Annotated in this window: 9 protein-coding genes; 7 read left to right on the top strand and 2 right to left on the bottom strand. The window is 41.6% G+C overall.

From position 1 onward, the window contains the following. Window positions 1-4 precede the first annotated feature (4 nt). The 4 genes from H5186_RS09415 (at window position 5) to H5186_RS09400 (ending at window position 7,711) form a co-directional block, all read left to right on the top strand. A complete protein-coding gene (locus H5186_RS09415; protein ID WP_182794403.1) occupies window positions 5-985 on the top strand; it encodes a FecR domain-containing protein in 981 nt (326 codons plus the stop codon). Window positions 986-1,098: 113 nt separating this feature from the next. After that, complete coding sequence (locus H5186_RS09410; protein WP_182794402.1) at window positions 1,099-3,798, top strand: TonB-dependent receptor; 2,700 nt, start codon at window positions 1,099-1,101, stop codon at window positions 3,796-3,798. A gap of 33 nt (window positions 3,799-3,831) precedes the next feature. Then, window positions 3,832-6,261 carry a PKD domain-containing protein gene (locus H5186_RS09405; RefSeq protein ID WP_182794401.1) on the top strand — a complete coding sequence of 810 codons (2,430 nt, stop codon included), beginning with the start codon at window positions 3,832-3,834 and terminating at the stop codon, window positions 6,259-6,261. 175 nt (window positions 6,262-6,436) lie between these two features. Continuing rightward, a complete protein-coding gene (locus H5186_RS09400; protein ID WP_149981990.1) occupies window positions 6,437-7,711 on the top strand; it encodes a lipopolysaccharide assembly protein LapB in 1,275 nt (424 codons plus the stop codon). A 925-nt stretch (window positions 7,712-8,636) separates the two neighbouring features. Here the strand turns inward: H5186_RS09400 and H5186_RS09395 are convergent. Continuing rightward, on the bottom strand, window positions 8,637-9,527 hold the full coding sequence (locus H5186_RS09395) for a nucleotidyl transferase AbiEii/AbiGii toxin family protein (RefSeq protein ID WP_182719369.1): 891 nt from the start codon (window positions 9,525-9,527) through the stop codon (window positions 8,637-8,639). Continuing rightward, window positions 9,528-10,052, bottom strand: coding sequence for a type IV toxin-antitoxin system AbiEi family antitoxin (abiEi, locus tag H5186_RS09390; protein WP_145238776.1), 525 nt, complete (start codon window positions 10,050-10,052; stop codon window positions 9,528-9,530). Between the two features lie 608 nt (window positions 10,053-10,660). Here abiEi and H5186_RS09385 point away from each other — a divergent pair. The 3 genes from H5186_RS09385 (at window position 10,661) to H5186_RS09375 (ending at window position 16,682) form a co-directional block, all read left to right on the top strand. Then, window positions 10,661-11,266 carry a bifunctional 2-polyprenyl-6-hydroxyphenol methylase/3-demethylubiquinol 3-O-methyltransferase UbiG gene (locus H5186_RS09385; protein WP_182794400.1) on the top strand — a complete coding sequence of 202 codons (606 nt, stop codon included), beginning with the start codon at window positions 10,661-10,663 and terminating at the stop codon, window positions 11,264-11,266. Continuing rightward, window positions 11,259-14,207: a DEAD/DEAH box helicase family protein gene (locus tag H5186_RS09380; RefSeq protein ID WP_182794399.1), complete on the top strand. Its 2,949-nt coding sequence runs from the start codon at window positions 11,259-11,261 to the stop codon at window positions 14,205-14,207. The genes H5186_RS09385 and H5186_RS09380 overlap by 8 nt, the downstream gene beginning before the upstream one ends. Window positions 14,208-14,837: 630 nt before the next feature. Then, on the top strand, window positions 14,838-16,682 hold the full coding sequence (locus H5186_RS09375; protein ID WP_182794398.1) for a hypothetical protein: 1,845 nt from the start codon (window positions 14,838-14,840) through the stop codon (window positions 16,680-16,682). Window positions 16,683-16,956: the final 274 nt, after the last annotated feature.

The raw sequence follows: 16,956 nt of genomic DNA, 5'->3' as shown, positions 1-16,956 counted from the left end.
GATTGTGAATAATACGTGTGCCCAAAAAACACCTTTACCAGAACAAGTCGTACAGCAAGCGATTGCGTGGCGTATTTGTTTAGAGTCGGGCAACGCACAGTCTGCAGATATGGCTGAATATAGGCGATGGCGGCTTGCCGATCCGATGCATGAATTAGCCTGGCAACGGATAGAAAACATGGAGGCTGCATTTGCCGGGGTGAGTAAAAAAAATGGTCGTATTGCTCACATGACCTTAAAAAAAACCGATCATGATATACAAAGCATGAGTCGTCGCCAGGCGCTAAAAAGGATCGCTGGAACCACACTAGGACTTGCCAGTGTAAGCTGGTTGGCAGACAAACAGGGGGCATGGCAATACCTTAACGCAGATCACGCAACTACCTATCAACGGCAATTATTTACGCTCGCCGATAATAGCCAGCTTTGGTTAAATCATAACAGCACTGTTGAACTGAATTTTAATGCTCACAATAGATACATTCATTTAACCCGAGGAGAAATGCAATTTATAGCTTCAGCTAATACGCAGCCTGTGCAGGTGGCGTTACAGCACGGAACTTTACTTTGTGACAGCAAACAATTTTTTGTGCGTAATGAAGCCGATCATGCTTTAGTTCAAGTTATGCAAGGCAGTGTTAAGCTCGCGCAAGCAAATGGCTTATTTACCAATCAGGCGATCAAGGCTGGCGAGCTATATAAAATTACCGTAAATTCAATGCAACAGTTAGACAATCATATATTTGATTACAGTAGTTGGACAGCAGGGCTGTTGTCAGTGCGAAATATGTCAATCAATTCTTTTTTAGCTGAACTATCTCGTTATCACCGTGGTTTTATAAAAATTGCCCCCAGTTTAAATGATTACCTTGTCTCTGGGGTTTTTCAGTTAAATGACACTCACCTGATCCTTAAAACAGTCGCTCGTAGCGCTCGGGCAAGTGTGCATTACAGAACCCGTTGGTGGGCCGAAATTCGCTCATAGTCATGTGTATTTAGTTCATCAGGAAAAAATATAAAATAATTATCATTTAGAGTTACGGGATTACTATTTTCATGCGTCATATAAGTATGCATTAAAGAAATAGGAAACCACTTATGCCCCGCGCAGCGTTAAATTTACTCATCGTAGTCACAGGTTTGTTGGTGATTACCCCTTCAGCAAGTTTAGCTGAAGGGGTACCTGCAACATCACAATTAAAAATGATCAAATTTGATCTTCCCGCAGGCCAGCTTGGTGATGTACTGACTTTATTTTCACGCCAAGCGGGTGTGACTTTATCCTTTGAAGAGCGTGTTGTCGGTGGTTTTTCAGTCGCTGCAATAACCGATGAAATGACCATAGAGGCAGCCTTACAAAGGCTGTTAAGCAATACCAATCTACAAGCTTTACCTGTTAGTAATAGCGCATGGCTAGTGCAACAAAAAACCACCCAAGATTTGATCACGCTAAATACCATTAATGTGCAAAGTCGCAATAGGGATCTAAAAGATCAAACCTATACCGAAGCCGCATCAGTAAACCTAATTACCCAGCAAGATATTGAACGCTTTAGAGGAACCAGTGTTGGCGATATATTTCAAGGTACCCCCGGTGTTTTGATCAGCGAAAACCGTAACTCAGGCGGGCTTGATGTTAATATTCGTGGCATGCAAGGCCAAGGACGAGTACCGGTAGTGATAGATGGTAGTCGTCAAGAAACCACCGTGTATCGCGGCTATTCTGGTGTATCGAGCCGCAGTTACATTGATCCCGATTTGATTGGTTCTGTTAAAATCAGTAAAGGCCCTATCATGAGTGCTGATGGCACTGGGGCGACAGGTGGCTTGGTGAGCGTTAGTACATTGTCGGCTGATGATATTGTTAAAGAGGGTGAGCTCAGCGGGTTTAGATTACGTGTTAGCGCCATAGGTAATAGCGCTAATACGCCAGAGCCAGGTACATACGCAGGGTATTATTTACCACGCAATGCCTATCGTTCACAGTGTCGCTTTTCGAGTTATTGTACTGAGCAGTACATAATGCCAGAGAGCTTTGCTCCTGAGGAGGGTATGGATAGGCCCAGCTTATTTGAGTTTGCTAGTTATGCTGGCAGCTTTGCTGCTGCTAAGCATTTTCAGTGGGGCGATCTAATTGCTGCTTATGCTAAGCGCGAGCAAGGTAATTACTATGCCGGTAGTAACGGCCCGGCACCTGAAATAACTTATTCAGCGCCCGACAAACTTGCTTGGTACACCGAAACGGCGGTGTCAATGCAAGGGGCATCACGGTTTCGTGCCAATGAACGCATCCCCAATACCAATTTTTCTAGTGAATCTTGGCTGTTAAAAAGCAATGTGTTGCTGCCCAACGATCAAAGCCTCGAAATGAGTTATATACGCTATAACAGCAGCTACGGCGAAATGATGCCATCGCAAATACGCTCTTTTGGTCAAGCAAGGCAATGGCTCGATAGCGAAGTCACTAATCAAACTTACACAGTGCGATATCGCTGGCAGCCAATCAAATATGATTGGGCTGACTTTAAAGCCAACTTTTGGCATACCGATGCACTTACCCATTTAAATACCCCTGGTGTCGGCTCAGTAGATATAGTCGATAATGTTGCTCGCAGCGATGATTATCAGCGCTTTGGAACTGATGTAAGTAATACCATGATGTTTTATTCAGCGGGCGAACTAGCGCTGAGCTATGGTGTTGCCGCACAGTATGAAGACATGGATACCGACACCCCTGAAACCGAAGGGTTCTATGCAGGGTCGCGCAGTGGTTGGCGCAAAGAGTTTAGTGCTTTTACAGCCATTGATTGGCAGTTTTTAACAGCATGGACACTCGAAGCGGGACTGCGTTTTACGCACTTTTCATCGAAAGATAATAACCCAGTAACCATTACTAACAACGATCCTGCTTGTGTGTCTGACGGAGCCGGTGGTTGCTTAGAAGTACAATATGAAAATAGCCACTCAGGCACAGCACCATTGGTTGCTTTAAAGTGGCAGGCATATAAAGGACTGCAGTTTTATATTCGCCACAGTGAAGCTTTGCGTATGCCAAGCCTATTCGAAAGTACCTCAGGTTGGTCTGTCAGCCCCGTTTTAGATATCCCTTTAGAGCCAGAGCATGCTAAAAACCAAGAAATTGGCCTTAATTATTTAACCGACTCATTACTAACAGATAACTATAAAGTGGGCTTTAAGCTCGCCTATTTCCAAAATCATGTTGATGATTATTTAACCCGTACGCAACCCAATGCGTGGGAGCAAAAACAAGGCGGCTTCAATGATTTTTTTCGAATGCGAAATATTGACAGCCTAGATTTAAATGGCTGGGAGCTTAATTTTAGCTACGACACAAAATACTGGGTTGCTGAGATTAGCGGCACGCATTATACCCAGATTGAAGTATGTAATGTAGGCAGTTATGTGCGCTACTACTGTAATGATTGGGGCCTTCCTGAAAGCTATATCAATAACATGATCCCGCCAAATTGGCACGCCAGTGCTCACCTTGGCTTACGTTTATTTGAGCAGCAATTAGAAGCTGGGCTGCGTGGCACATTTATGGGAGAGCGCAACTCAATTCCTCGCTATAACGCACCTACAGGGTTTAATGAACCGGTACTTTGGCACAGTTATAACCTTTTAGACATCTACGCTAGTTATAAATTTAACGACGACACAACACTCGATTTTACCATCGATAATGTTACAGATCGTTATTACCTCGACGCTTTAAGTTTAGGTTTAGTACCTGCACCAGGAAGAACTGCACGGCTGAGCTTAACTTATAATTTTTAACTGATAACACCTATCAGCAAGGAGTACAAAAGAATGAAAAAACTATTTGGCGCAATAGCCATAGTCGGGCTTTCGCTTACTATGGTAGCCTGTGGTAGCGGTAGTGATAACAAAGACAGTACACAAACAACAGAGCAAAAACCAACAGCGGTTGTTGAGCTGCAATCGCCAGCAGAATCAGCATTCTCACTAAAGGATGGCGCGGTAAAAGTCACGCTGAATGCTGAGGCGAGTACAAGTGCAGAGGGAACAGATTTAATTTATCAATGGCAGCTCATTGAACGACCAGCAACAAGTACTGCTAATATCACCAACACCAATACCATAACAACAGACTTTACTGCAGATTTACCAGGCAATTATGTTGTGAGTTTAATTGTTAATGACGGGGCAAATAATAGCGAAGCCGCGCGTATCACGCTAAGCGCAACCAGCCCGTATCCAGTCGCAATTACTGACTCAGTCCATAGTGTTAATTTAGGCACTAATAGCGTAGGTTTAGATGGTAGCCAAAGTGTAAACCCAGCAGGTGGCACCGATTCATTACTATACCAATGGACGCTTATGGAAAAGCCCACCGACAGTGCGGGTTATTTAAATAACGCAGAGCAAAGCCAAAGCACACTGTTTGTTGATTTAGCCGGTGATTACACATTGCAGTTAGTGGTGACTCATAACGACGTAGCAAGTGAACCAAAACAAGTTGTGGTAAGCGTTTCAGAAGGTAATGCGCCACCAGTGGCTAAAGCCGACGACATAACTATTATCCTAGGTGAAGAAGCTACCTTAGATGCATCAGCCAGCATTGACCCTGAAGGGGAGCCACTACAATATCGCTGGCAATGGCCGTCACGCTCAGCAACGGATCCCGAAAATGTACCACTACCAGAGCTTACAGGTACAAAAACGGCTGTAGTGCGTTTTACACCACAAGCTGTGGCAAGTTATAAATTAATACTATTTGTATTTGATGGCACCCGAAAAAGTGAAGAAAAAGAAGTTACAGTTACCGTCAAAAAAGATCCTAACGCGACTAGCAATACCCCACCGATCGGTAAATTATTAGCAACCGGCTATTACCCATCTAATAGTATTGGTGAACAAGAAGTAGGCTTAAGAGCTGAATTTAATTTTACCGGCTATGATCCAGAAGGCGAGCCGTTACAAATTATTGCAGCTACGCTTATTGAAAAACCGCAAGGAAGTATTGCAGAGCTAGTGGATATTGGTTCTTGGAAACCTATGGGTAAAAAGATTCAAAAGCTTGATATAGCCGGCAGTTATTTAGTACGTATGGTTGTCTCTGACGGCGAAAACCAAATTTCAGTTGATGCCAGCATGCAAGCTAAAATAGGTAACGTTAACGGTCAACCTGCAACTGGCGGCGTTGATGCACAATCAAAGTCAGTGCTGGTGGGTGATGCATTAGTGTTTGATGCATCAAGTAGCGACCCTAATGATGATCCACTGACCTTTCATTGGCAGTTAACAGATAAGCCTGATGGCAGTAATGCGACTATCGAACCGGTAATTGAACCACAAAGCCAAGAATACCGTCGTGCAAAAGTGCTCACCGATGTGCCGGGATCTTATACCGCGCAGTTAATTGTAGAAGATGACCGTGGCTTATTTGCTAAGGCGTATGCACAAGACAGTGGTTTAGCTAAATTTACCAATACCGCTCCAGAGATCCGTTCCGTTGTATGGGCGCGTAGCTGGGGACGCTTAAATCCTGGCCAAGACTACTATCAAATTTTACCGTGCATGTCGTTATTACATCGGCCAGTAACCGTTGATGCCGATGGCGATGAAGTATTCACTCATGAAGAGCTTGTCAGTACACCAGCAGGCGGCGAGTTTACTAGCAACCCAAGTGAAGCAGATTGCCCAAATACCCGTGGGCAAGTATTTACAAAGCCAGGTAAATATACATTCCGTTATTCTGCAACAGACCTAATTGATGATGCGCCGCAGTATGACTTTGTCGTTGACGTTGACCCACTCACAGAGGCTACAGGTGTACGTTTACGTAGCATCAACGAAGATAATGAAAGCCTATGGTATCCATTACCGTATGAGAATATTCCACCCTTTGCGAATGACTTTAGTGCCAGCTCTAAACCTTATCTTGAAGAGGGTTATATTAGCTGGTCATTAACCGCCACTGATGCAGATTACACCATTGAAAATTTACAGGTGCGCCATATTAATGGTGGGTTAGCAAGCTTAACACCGCGTTTCGAAAATCTAAAAAATGAGCAAGTAATAGCAAAGGGCAAATCAGTTGCATTTAAAACTATATTGCCTGTGGTTGCGTGTATTCGTAACGAAGAAGCATCTGAAGGTTTTCATTTTTCTTTTAACATTAAAGAAATTCCTGAAATCACCTTCGTATATGAAACATGGCGCACAGCCAACAAATCAAGCTTATTCTATGATTGGCCTGAATGTGTTGCTGAATAACTAAATACTTGGTAGTTCAACGAATAACAAAAAACCCAGCGTACCGCTCTGGGTTTTTTGTTATTAACTTAATCAACTTCCTATCGTTGTTTTTATCGAAAATTTCGCGCCATAATCTTGTAACCCATAAATCAATTGGTACACTAGAGCCAACTTATAAAGAGCAGGACAAGCTATGTCGCCCGCCAAAATACGCAGTGATGTCATTAAATTAACTGTATTAAGCGATAAAAAACCAGATTACTATTTTATCCAAGGTTATTTTTTAGGGTTAGGCTTACTGCCCGACATAATAATGCCCAGCCAATGGCAGTCAGACCTATTAGGTGACATTAATTTTACAACAGACACTGAGTTAAAGTACCTCGAAAGCCTGATGGAAAATTACAATAACAGCATGCATAAAGTGATGACCGAAGACCTTAAAATGCCCACTAAATGCAGCTTATCGAAAACCGACTACCGCGATTCACTCAAAGCTAATATGCCACTGCCTAATTACTGTAAAGGGGCATTACAAGCACTTAAATTTATCGACAAACGCAGCCTAAACAAACACCAAAAAGACCTGCTAACGAGTTTAAATGAAGTACTGAGTGCATTTAGCTCTGAACAAGTTGCAGTTAAAAAATTTGCTGACAACCAAGGCCTAGCGCAAGCCTATAAAAAGAACTACAGCTATTTTGTAGCCGATGTGCTTTATAGCGTTCGTTTTATTGAAGACCCCAGCTGGACAGATGAAGACGAAGCCGCGTTTAACGAACAATTTGCGGAAGAGTTTGCAGGTGAACACCACAACGATGACTTTGCTGGTAAAGTGCTCGACGACGAAGTGATTGATCAATTAATGGAAGCAATCCTTAGCGATTTTACTCCAAGCGCATTTGAACCTATAGCAGCGTTACTGGAACTGTTTGAAGGTGTTATTACAGAGCAATACATAGCACAGAACCAAGGCCACTTTTGGCTGATCCACGAAACACGCCCTTATATGATGTTACGAGCGCATCGTGCACAAATCAACGCATTACAAGGTAACATACAATACGCTATTGACGAATTTGAAGCGCTTTGGCAACTAAACCCCATGGATAATCAAGCTAATCGCCATTGGCTAATGAATTGCTACATTATTAAAGGCCAGTGGCAAAAGCTGGATGCGTTTTTAGCCGACTTCGACAGCGAAGAGCTCCATGCCACAGCAAGCCGCGCCTTGAGTGAGTTTCATAAACATGGTGACTCTAGCAAAGCTAAGCAATACAAAAAGCAACTTAAACAGCTTAATAAACATTTTATAAAAATACTCACCGGGCAAGAAAAACTAAAATCTGAGGAGTTTCATTTTTACAGCCCAGGCAGTAAAGAAGAAGTGGGTATATACCTAAATTCACTTGGCAAACAAGCTTGGATAGCCACCGAAGGCAGCTTGTTTTGGCTAAGAAAAAAGTAAATAAAGTGCAACATTAATGACTCGATAGTCGGTCATTAAGCTAATAATGATTTATTTGGCGGTATTTAACTTATCTGCAAGGTGATTTAAAAAGATCAGTGCCGAGATGCGAGCGACGGGCGACGCAATGATCCTAGCACCTAGTCACTTCCTTAGAACCTAGCAGCTTTTTCGATCTGTGATTGTTTAAAAACCTATTTTACCACTGAGGCGCTTCGCTGCACGGAGAAGATAAAAAGTGCTTCGAGCGACGGGCTAATCCTAGCTAGCGCCTTTTACTACCGTAGGCGTTAAGCTTGCTGACGCGGTCTTTATATTCTTTCTCTAAAGCGCAGCGTCTCTTAACCTCTGTGGTGAATAAATCACTTAAAGGCATTTTGCACAAAAAGAAGTGAGTGAGGGTAAATGAGCGGACAAAAGCTGTTGGCTTCGAGCTACGGTCTGCGGGCTCACCCTAGCACCTAGCTCCTTTTATTGTCGTAGGAACTGGCTTTAGCCGTGATTATCTTAAAACCACTTTTACCACCGAGGGCCACTGAGGCACTTCGCTACACAGAGAAGATAAAAAGTGCTTCGAGCGACGGTCTGCGGGCTAATCCAAGCCAGCTCCTTGTACTACCGTAGGCGTTAAGCTTGCTGACGCGTTCTTTATATTCTTTATCTAAAGCGCAGCGTCTCTTAACCTCTGTGGTGAATCAGTCAGTTAATAACTTTTTGCACAATGAGAAGTGAACGAGGGTAAATGAGAAGATAACGGCTTCGAGTTACGAGCAGCGAGCTTGTGCAAACAGCCTAGCACCTAGCTACTTCCCTATAACCTCACAGCCTCTTTGTGAATAAATTACTTAAAGATCGTTTGCACATGAACAGTTAATGTTGGTCTACAAAATATTACCTTTAAGGTGCTTTTTTGTAGGCCTTAAAGTTAGCTCCCCATATCAAACTTATTATTTTTAATACCATTATTAAGGATTGAGAGTGACATAGTACTAATTTCTGATTGTACATATGGCCAATAATCAGGGTTATCGATTGTTCTTTCTTTGATTTGATTTGGAATGAAACGGCTCATTTCAATATTGAAGTCTTTACGAACTTCATCGTCATGCTGTAGCTTGTCTAATTGAATAGTCAGTGCCTCAATAAAGTCTTCGTTGGTTTTACCCCTGGCCGCAAGCTTTTTATTGATCAGTTGCTTAGATACTGCAACACCTCTTTGTTTTATCCATACTATATCCCATACATCGCGCGGTTTAATGCGCCTAGCACGGTAGGCTAATGCAATAAACTTGTCTGCAAGCGTTTCCGTTAATGATTGTACAGGGATCAGCAAACCTTCTGTTGGCGCGACAATATTATAGTGATTTATTAATGGCCTTTTTTCGATATCAAATGACGGGATAGCGCAAATATCTATATGCATTTTTTGGCGGGGAAGATCAGGACGATTACTTTCTTTTTCGATACTTATTTTCCAAGATGAAGTATTAGCTTGATTATCTTCAGCTGGTTTATTTACCCATACCTGCACCTCATATTTATTTTGTATGTATTTTTGGATTTCAACTTCTAAGCCACTGAAACTACTTGGCTTGAAGTTATGCCCACCATTAAAATCTAAATCCTCAGATAATCTAGAACTGTTATGGCACAAACGAAGTGAGGTGCCACCAATAAAAGTAAGCGAAGGCATAACACCTTGTTTTACCATTGCAGCCATAATGTCGTGATGAAGAATTTCTTTTTCAATCACAGGCGTGACGCCAGCGTACTCTGGATTTGCAGCTATAATTTGGCGTATATATTCTGTTAACATTTAGTTCTCCAGCATGTGTACGTTGCGATTGCAGGCTTTTAGATCCGCAATCGCTTGCAGCGTATTTGCTCGGTACATCTTGATGCTTTTATCGAAATATAGGTTTTTCGCAAATTTATCAATTGGTTTTTTTGTATGGGTCAGCTCAATAACCCCATACGGAGTTGAAAATGTGCCACTACGACCTTTCGTTATTACCGTTAACCTATCCATTAATATTTGCGAAATATCGCCCGTGTAACTGAGTTGGCTTTCTAGGCTAATGTAATTTAAAACGTCGCCACGTAGTTTTTTAACTATTTTATAAATCGCGGTGGTGGGGTCAGGTGGCGTGAGCGTGCTTTCAAAAATACCATTGCAGACTCTTCTTAATAGTCCTTTATTAACATTGTCAGTCAGAAACTTAGTGAATGCAGGAGTGGGTTTTTCAGCCATCATAAAAGCCAATTCTGCACTGGTATGAATACCGCCACCTGCTTTAACAGAGCTAGCTAGTATTGCTAATAATCTTTCTGCTTTATTCATTTGGTCTACAATTTCATACTTATAATGTTATTAATTGTAGACCTCTAACTTAATTGAAGCAAACTAGAGTTTAGATTAACTCTAGTTTGACTTGTATTGTCATCTAGCCCTCGTACTTATATCACCCTATAAACCGATTTCGGGCAATGAGCAACGAGCTGCGCGCTAATCTTAGCATTTCCTTGTAGGTCGTCATTTATGGCGACAATGTCTAATGTTGAAAATTGACGCGCTAAAGCACGACCTACATTAGACTCTTTATGTTTTTCTCTAAAGCGCAGGCTTCTTAATCTCTGTGGTGAATAAATCACTTAAAATTAATTTTACCACCGAGACGCTGCGCTACACAGAGAAGGTAACGAGTTGCGAGCAACGAGCTGCGCGCATACCTAGCTCCTAGTCACTTCCCTAGAACCTAGCACCTTCGCTCAATAAATATAACCAATACAAAATTCTTAATTTTTGCTAATTAGCAGCTATGTACTTGGTACTCATCGGAAAACTCTATGTTTTTAATACATTTTCATGTTAGGTTAGAGTTAAACTTAATGAAAGCTTAACGCTCTAGTAGTTAAGTATTGTTAATTAGCCATGGAGCGGTATATCAAGTGACCACTAAAACACTCAGTTACTACAACCAAAACGCACAAAGCTTCAGCGATTCAACGCTTAATGTTGATATGTCGGCGCTTTACGCTGAGTTTTTACCGCTTATCCCCAAACACGGCCATATTTTAGATGCAGGCTGCGGTAGTGCCCGCGATGCCATGTATTTTAAACAGCAAGATTTTACTGTTAGCGCATTTGACGCAAGTCCCGAGCTTGCAAAGTTAGCCAGTAATTACTTACAGCAAGCCGTTGAGGTTAAAACCTTTCAGCAACTTAATTGTACTAATAAGTACGATGGCATTTGGTGTTGCGCCAGCTTATTGCACGTTCCAAAAGTAGAGTTACCGCAGGTGTTTTTAAAACTGCAAAATGCCCTAAAACCAAACGGTGTTTTGTATGTATCGTTTAAATATGGCACGCAAGAGCGCGTGCATAACGGCCGCGAATTTACCGATTTAAACGAAGACGGCCTAACTGCGCTCATTACTCATCACACTAAACTTAAAATACTAAAACAATGGCAAAGTGTTGATCAGCGGCCAGAGCGCGAAAGCGAAGTGTGGCTCAACGCATTATTAACGCGCAGCGAATTAATAAATGAATAGTTTTAACGAACAGCACCAATTGCAAAGTAATAAGCAGCAGCTTATTACGGGTGCCGATGACCCGCTATTACCTAATCTTGTACATGCAATAAATAATGCCACAGAGATTGAAATCACAGTGTCATTTATCCAACCCAGTGGCTTGGCTTTGTTATTTGATCCACTCAATGAAGCTTTACAAAGTGGCGCAACACTAAAGCTGTTAACCTCCGATTACCTTGATATTACTCAACCTAATGCGTTGAGAGAGCTAATGGTATTAGTGGATCGTGGTGCTGATGTGCGTATTTACCAAACACAGAGCAGCCAAAGCTTTCACATGAAGTCGTATATTTTTGTCAAAACAAACGACACCAGCGAAATTACGTCTGGTTGTGCCTTTATCGGCTCAAGTAACATTAGCGCCAGTGCACTTACTAAAGGTCATGAGTGGAATTTTAGACACGATTATATGCAGCCAAAAACAAGCCAAGCAGCGCAGCAATTTTTAAGTATTCGTAATGCTTTTTACGCTATTTTCAACCACGAGTTTGTTACACATTTAAGCCATGAATGGATTGATAACTACATTGCTAGGCGTAAAGTACAGCAGTTTGTAACAGTAAATCATGCCGATACAGCGGAACAAATTATTGAACAAAGCGAAGCTAAAACACCAAGGCCAGCTCAAATTGAAGCGCTTAATGCCTTAGCGAAAACGCGTACTGAGGGGTTTAAGCGTGGCTTAGTGGTGTTAGCAACAGGCATGGGTAAAACATGGTTAAGCGCGTTTGATGTTAAACAATTCAAAGCTAAACGGGTATTATTCGTCGCACATCGTGAAGAAATACTTTTACAAGCACAGCGTACTTTTGCTGAACTACTGCCGCTTTCAACGGGATTCTATAACGGTAAACACCGCGACAAAAACGCCGACTGTTTATTTGCCTCTATTCAAACAATTGGCCGAAGTAATCATTTAAAGCAATTTGCACCAACGGCGTTTGACTACATCATTGTTGACGAGTTTCATCATGCCAGCGCACGTGTTTATCGTCAGCTATTAAACTATTTTGAACCACAATTTTTACTTGGTTTAACCGCCACGCCAGAACGAACCGACCAAGCCGATATTTTAGGATTGTGTGACAACAATTTAGTGTTTGAGCGAAACTTAACGCAAGGGATTGATCAAAAAACGTTAGTGCCATTTCATTACTATGGTATTTGGGACGAAAACGTAAACTACCAAGCCATTCCATGGCGTAATGGTCGATTTGATCCAGCAGCACTAGAAAACAAATTTGCGACACAAAAACGTGCCGATCATGCGCTTGCACAGTGGCAGCAATACAAACAACAACGTACGCTAGGCTTTTGTATTTCCACCAAACATGCCGATTACATGGCTGATGCGTTTAATAAAGCGGGTGTAAAAGCACTATCAGTACACAGCCAATCAAAAGTACGCAGAAATGAGGCGCTTAAACAATTAGAACAGCGTCAAGTTGAAGTACTATTTACCGTTGATCTGTTTAACGAAGGGACTGACTTACCCAGCATCGATACCATATTAATGCTGCGTCCAAGTGATTCTAAAATTCTGTTTTTACAGCAACTTGGTCGAGGGTTACGCACGTTAGAAGGTAAAACCCATTTAGTGGTGCTCGACTTTATTGGTAACCACCATAGCTTTTTAAATAAGCCTTATGCGCTACTACATGAAACTACGCCAAGTGGTGTAGTGAAAAAGCTTAAAAAGCCAAATCTTGCTAACGGCTGCTTTATAAATATTGATTTAAAAGTCACTGACTTTTGGCAACAACTTGCTAAAGCGCAGGGCACCACAGTCCTTGAAGATATAACTCAACTTGCCGAACAACTCGGGCATTTACCTACCTTAAGTGAGTTTTACTACCACGATATAAAAAGGGTAACTCGTAAGTACGCCAATTGGTTTGAGTTAATAGCTAAAACACAAAAAATTGATGATGATGCACAACAAAGCGCTGAGCAACTAGCGCCATTTTATGACTTTTTGCATAAAGGCATACAAACAACCAGTATGACCAAATGTTTCAAAGCTATTATGCTTGAAGCTTATGTGGCATTAAATGGTTTTGCTATTCCCCCAACGGTTGCTGCACTTGCTTTAATGAGTGCTAAAGTCTTAGCGCGTTATCCAAATTTAAAACATCACGATTTAGCCATTAAAGAACAACAAGCCACCGCTGATTCACAAATATGGCAAAGCTACTGGCGTAAAAACCCAATCAAAGCTTACACAAGTAAAAATAAAGATGGCACGCAGTGGTTTACGTTAGAAAACGACACAGTAAAAGCCACGTTTGACGTACCCGCAGATAAACTCGAATTATTAAATAACGCCGTGTTAGAGCTGGTTGAATATAGTTTAGCTAAATACAGCCAACGGCTAAAAGCTAAAGCACTAGTAAGTGAAGAACATAGCGAGCAACATGTTGATAATGTTACTCAGCTTGAGTTGAAACACACTGATGTTGTCTCAAATGAGCAAGCTAACGCACTTAAGCTACCGTATTTCCCTAATATTAAAATAGCCTGTGGGCATTTTAAAACAGGGGATGAGAGTGATATGGAATTAATGGATGCGCCACTTGGCGTGGGCAAGCTCGATCCGCAAGTACATTTTTTAGCGCACGCTTCAGGTAACTCAATGAATGGCGGTAAGCACCCAATACTCGATGGTGATTTACTGCTACTTGAGCTTATAACCTCCGATAAAGCAGGATCGCTACGTGGCCAAATAGTTGCCATAGAGCGAGATGATATAGGCGGAGAAGGGCAGTATTTACTGCGTAAAGTTAATAAATTACCTAATGGGCAATATGAGCTAATTGCTCAAAACCCTGATTACGAGGTAATGATTGCAGATGAAAGCATGCGAACATTCGCACGGTTTAAACAAGTGGTTGCAGAGTAGTTTGTAGTCGCGCTTTAACTTGTAGGCGCAGAGCTTGCTCGCGCGAAAAGCGAAGCTTTTAAATTTTTAGGTCGTGGTGTAGGCGGGAGTTTACCTCTCGCTTTTAAAGTGTAGAAATTGGCTTTAGCCGTGAATTTATATCGTTTTGGGGAAGGGATTAAAAACCTCTATTCGAGGTTTTTTGCCAGATTGCTGGCGGCAACCAAGGGGCGATCGATTTTCAAAGTTGACTCTGCTGCAAGTAATTCATCCCTGAAGCTGGGTTCCTGTCAGCATCCATGCTTCCACTTCCTCGCGCTGCGAAACTTCGTTTCGGTCACTCGTCACCCACGGCGCCCCGAGGATCACACTTTATCTTCAACTGGCGTTAATGATGTGAACGTAACCAGCGTAGATAGGCCATCCATGGCCAAGCTACGCTTTTTACAGCATCCATGCTGTAAATTACTCATCATTAGCTCAGTATCAGGTGTGATCACGGGGGGTTGGAGTGTGTTGGTAGATTGGTGTTTATGAATTGCGGCTGTTTTTTATTGTACTGACGAGACTGAATGTAACGTGAACGTTTGTTGCTGTAATAATAATAAACTGTTACGTTAGTAACCACATAATAAGAAAGGACTCTACTAAATGAAACTCAACCAAGTTTTATCCATTGTTAACCAAGTCGAAAAGTCTAAGTTCATTTCATGCCTCGATCGCCTTTGTTCTGATGCAGCTAAAAATAATAAAACACTAGCTAAAACAATCGATAATATTGACGGCCAAATCAAAAATGCTTCAGGCAGCGAAATAACTCAGCTATTTAATACCGTCCGCGAGTTCTTCAAAATTTCTGTAAAAGAACAGATTCTAATGAGTACAGCGCAGCTTAACTTATTGGTTAATATTTTAAGTCGTGACGGCAACGGAGTTGCCAGAATAAGCTGGATTGAGTCGCTCTATGAAAAAGAGTGGGCTGAGCTATCTACGCTTTCAAAAGAATTAAAAGAGTGTATTCATCAAGGCTCTAGTGAGAGTTTTTTAGAAAGAAATCGAGCACTAAAAATCTATCACGCTTGTATGAAAGAAGCATATTTTAATGACGAAAAAAATAACCGTGATGCCAAAGTTACCGATGATGAACGCAGTATTCTTAATGTGCTTGCAGATGAGTTAAATCTCACTACAGATGAATGTGCTGCTGTTGAGCATTTGGTTGATGTTATTCCTAAGAATGGTGTGCTAGATGCTTTAAATAGCCTAAGGGATATAGGATTGGTATTTATCAGTAAAAAGCGCCAAGAGGTATTTATTCCTGATGAAATAGTTACCTTACTGAATGAAATTCAAGGAAAAGACCTTGCCGATAAATATGTTCTAAGGATATTGAGAACCTGTACTGATGCAGAGCTTTCCAATGCACTTAAAGCCCATGGCCGTAAGATTCGAGGCGTAAGCCGAACTGATAAAATTCAAACAATTATTCATTCAGGTATTAGCGCTGCAAAACTATTGTCTGATGATATTCATAACGTTGAAGATAATCAAAACCAGCGTAAAGAACGATTAAAACAACTGATCCAAGATTTAGAAATTGATACCGAAAAACTAGGCACAACTTTAGATGAGCGTATTGGTTTAATATTGTCATCGCTATCAGGTGCAACAGAAAAAGAGTTTGATTCTCTAAGTGCCAGTGGGTTTAAACAGCTTCTAAAAACATTAGAAGAACACTTCCCAACAATGCAAGCTGTGCTAAAAGAAGCGTTTGAACTCGAAGCGAACGAAGTGATTGACACTGAAAAGCTTCGAGCTTTGAGTATTACACCACATGATATTTTATATTTACTCTCAAATGACGAAGTAAAAGAAGTTCGTGACAGCATGGGCTTATCTAAACGTGGTAACCCGCGCTTTGCTATCTTAGAGAGCTTTGCTAATGCGACAGATAAGTTGATTGAAAATTACGACGCACTAGCACGCCGCGATATTAATGCACTAAGAGAGGCGGGCGCTGATGTAATTGAAGCTGACATTGGCGTTAAGTTTGAAGAAGTCACAAAAGCTATTTTTGAAATATTAGAACTTAATATTGATGAAGATCTCCGAAAAGACTTAAACACCACTAAAGATAAAGCGGATATCGTAATTTCACTCAGCGATAACGACATAATTATTGGTGAAGCAAAAACCTGTAAAAATGGTGATTTTGCAAAATACTCTACAACGTCTCGCCAAGTAAAAGCATATGTAACCCGCGCAGAAAATCAGGGTAAACGCGTAGCACAAGTATTGATAATTGCCCCCAGCTTCTCAGATGATTTTATAGAGTCTGCTGAAATGGATACCGAAGTTAATATCTCATTGTTAGAAGCACATGGCCTCAAGTTAATACTTGATGCCTATAAGTCAAAACGTAACCCAAGTTTTGCGCCTAAGCTACTGACTAAAGGTGGCTTGTTGAAGGCTGAATTAATAGCGAAGAATATTTAAAGGGTTCTAGGAGTAATAGACTTTAAAACCTCTATTCGAGGTTTCTGCCAGATTGCTGGCGGCAACCAAGTGGCGCTCTTTACCAAGATAAAGCGCCGACCGCCCCTTGGAACCCCACGGCGCCTCGAGGATCACACGGTGTCCTCAAGTTAAAAATTGATGTGAACGTAATCGCCGTGTATTCGCCATCCATGGCGAAGTCACGGCTTAACTTGCATCCATGCAAGTGATTACTCATCAATTTATAACTTTCAGGTGTGATCACGGGGAATTG

The organism is Pseudoalteromonas sp. SG41-2, assembly GCF_014164535.1.
Lineage (GTDB): Bacteria > Pseudomonadota > Gammaproteobacteria > Enterobacterales > Alteromonadaceae > Pseudoalteromonas > Pseudoalteromonas rhizosphaerae.
Note: the sequence above shows the minus strand (reverse complement) of the source record. Positions and strands in the feature narration are given on the sequence as shown.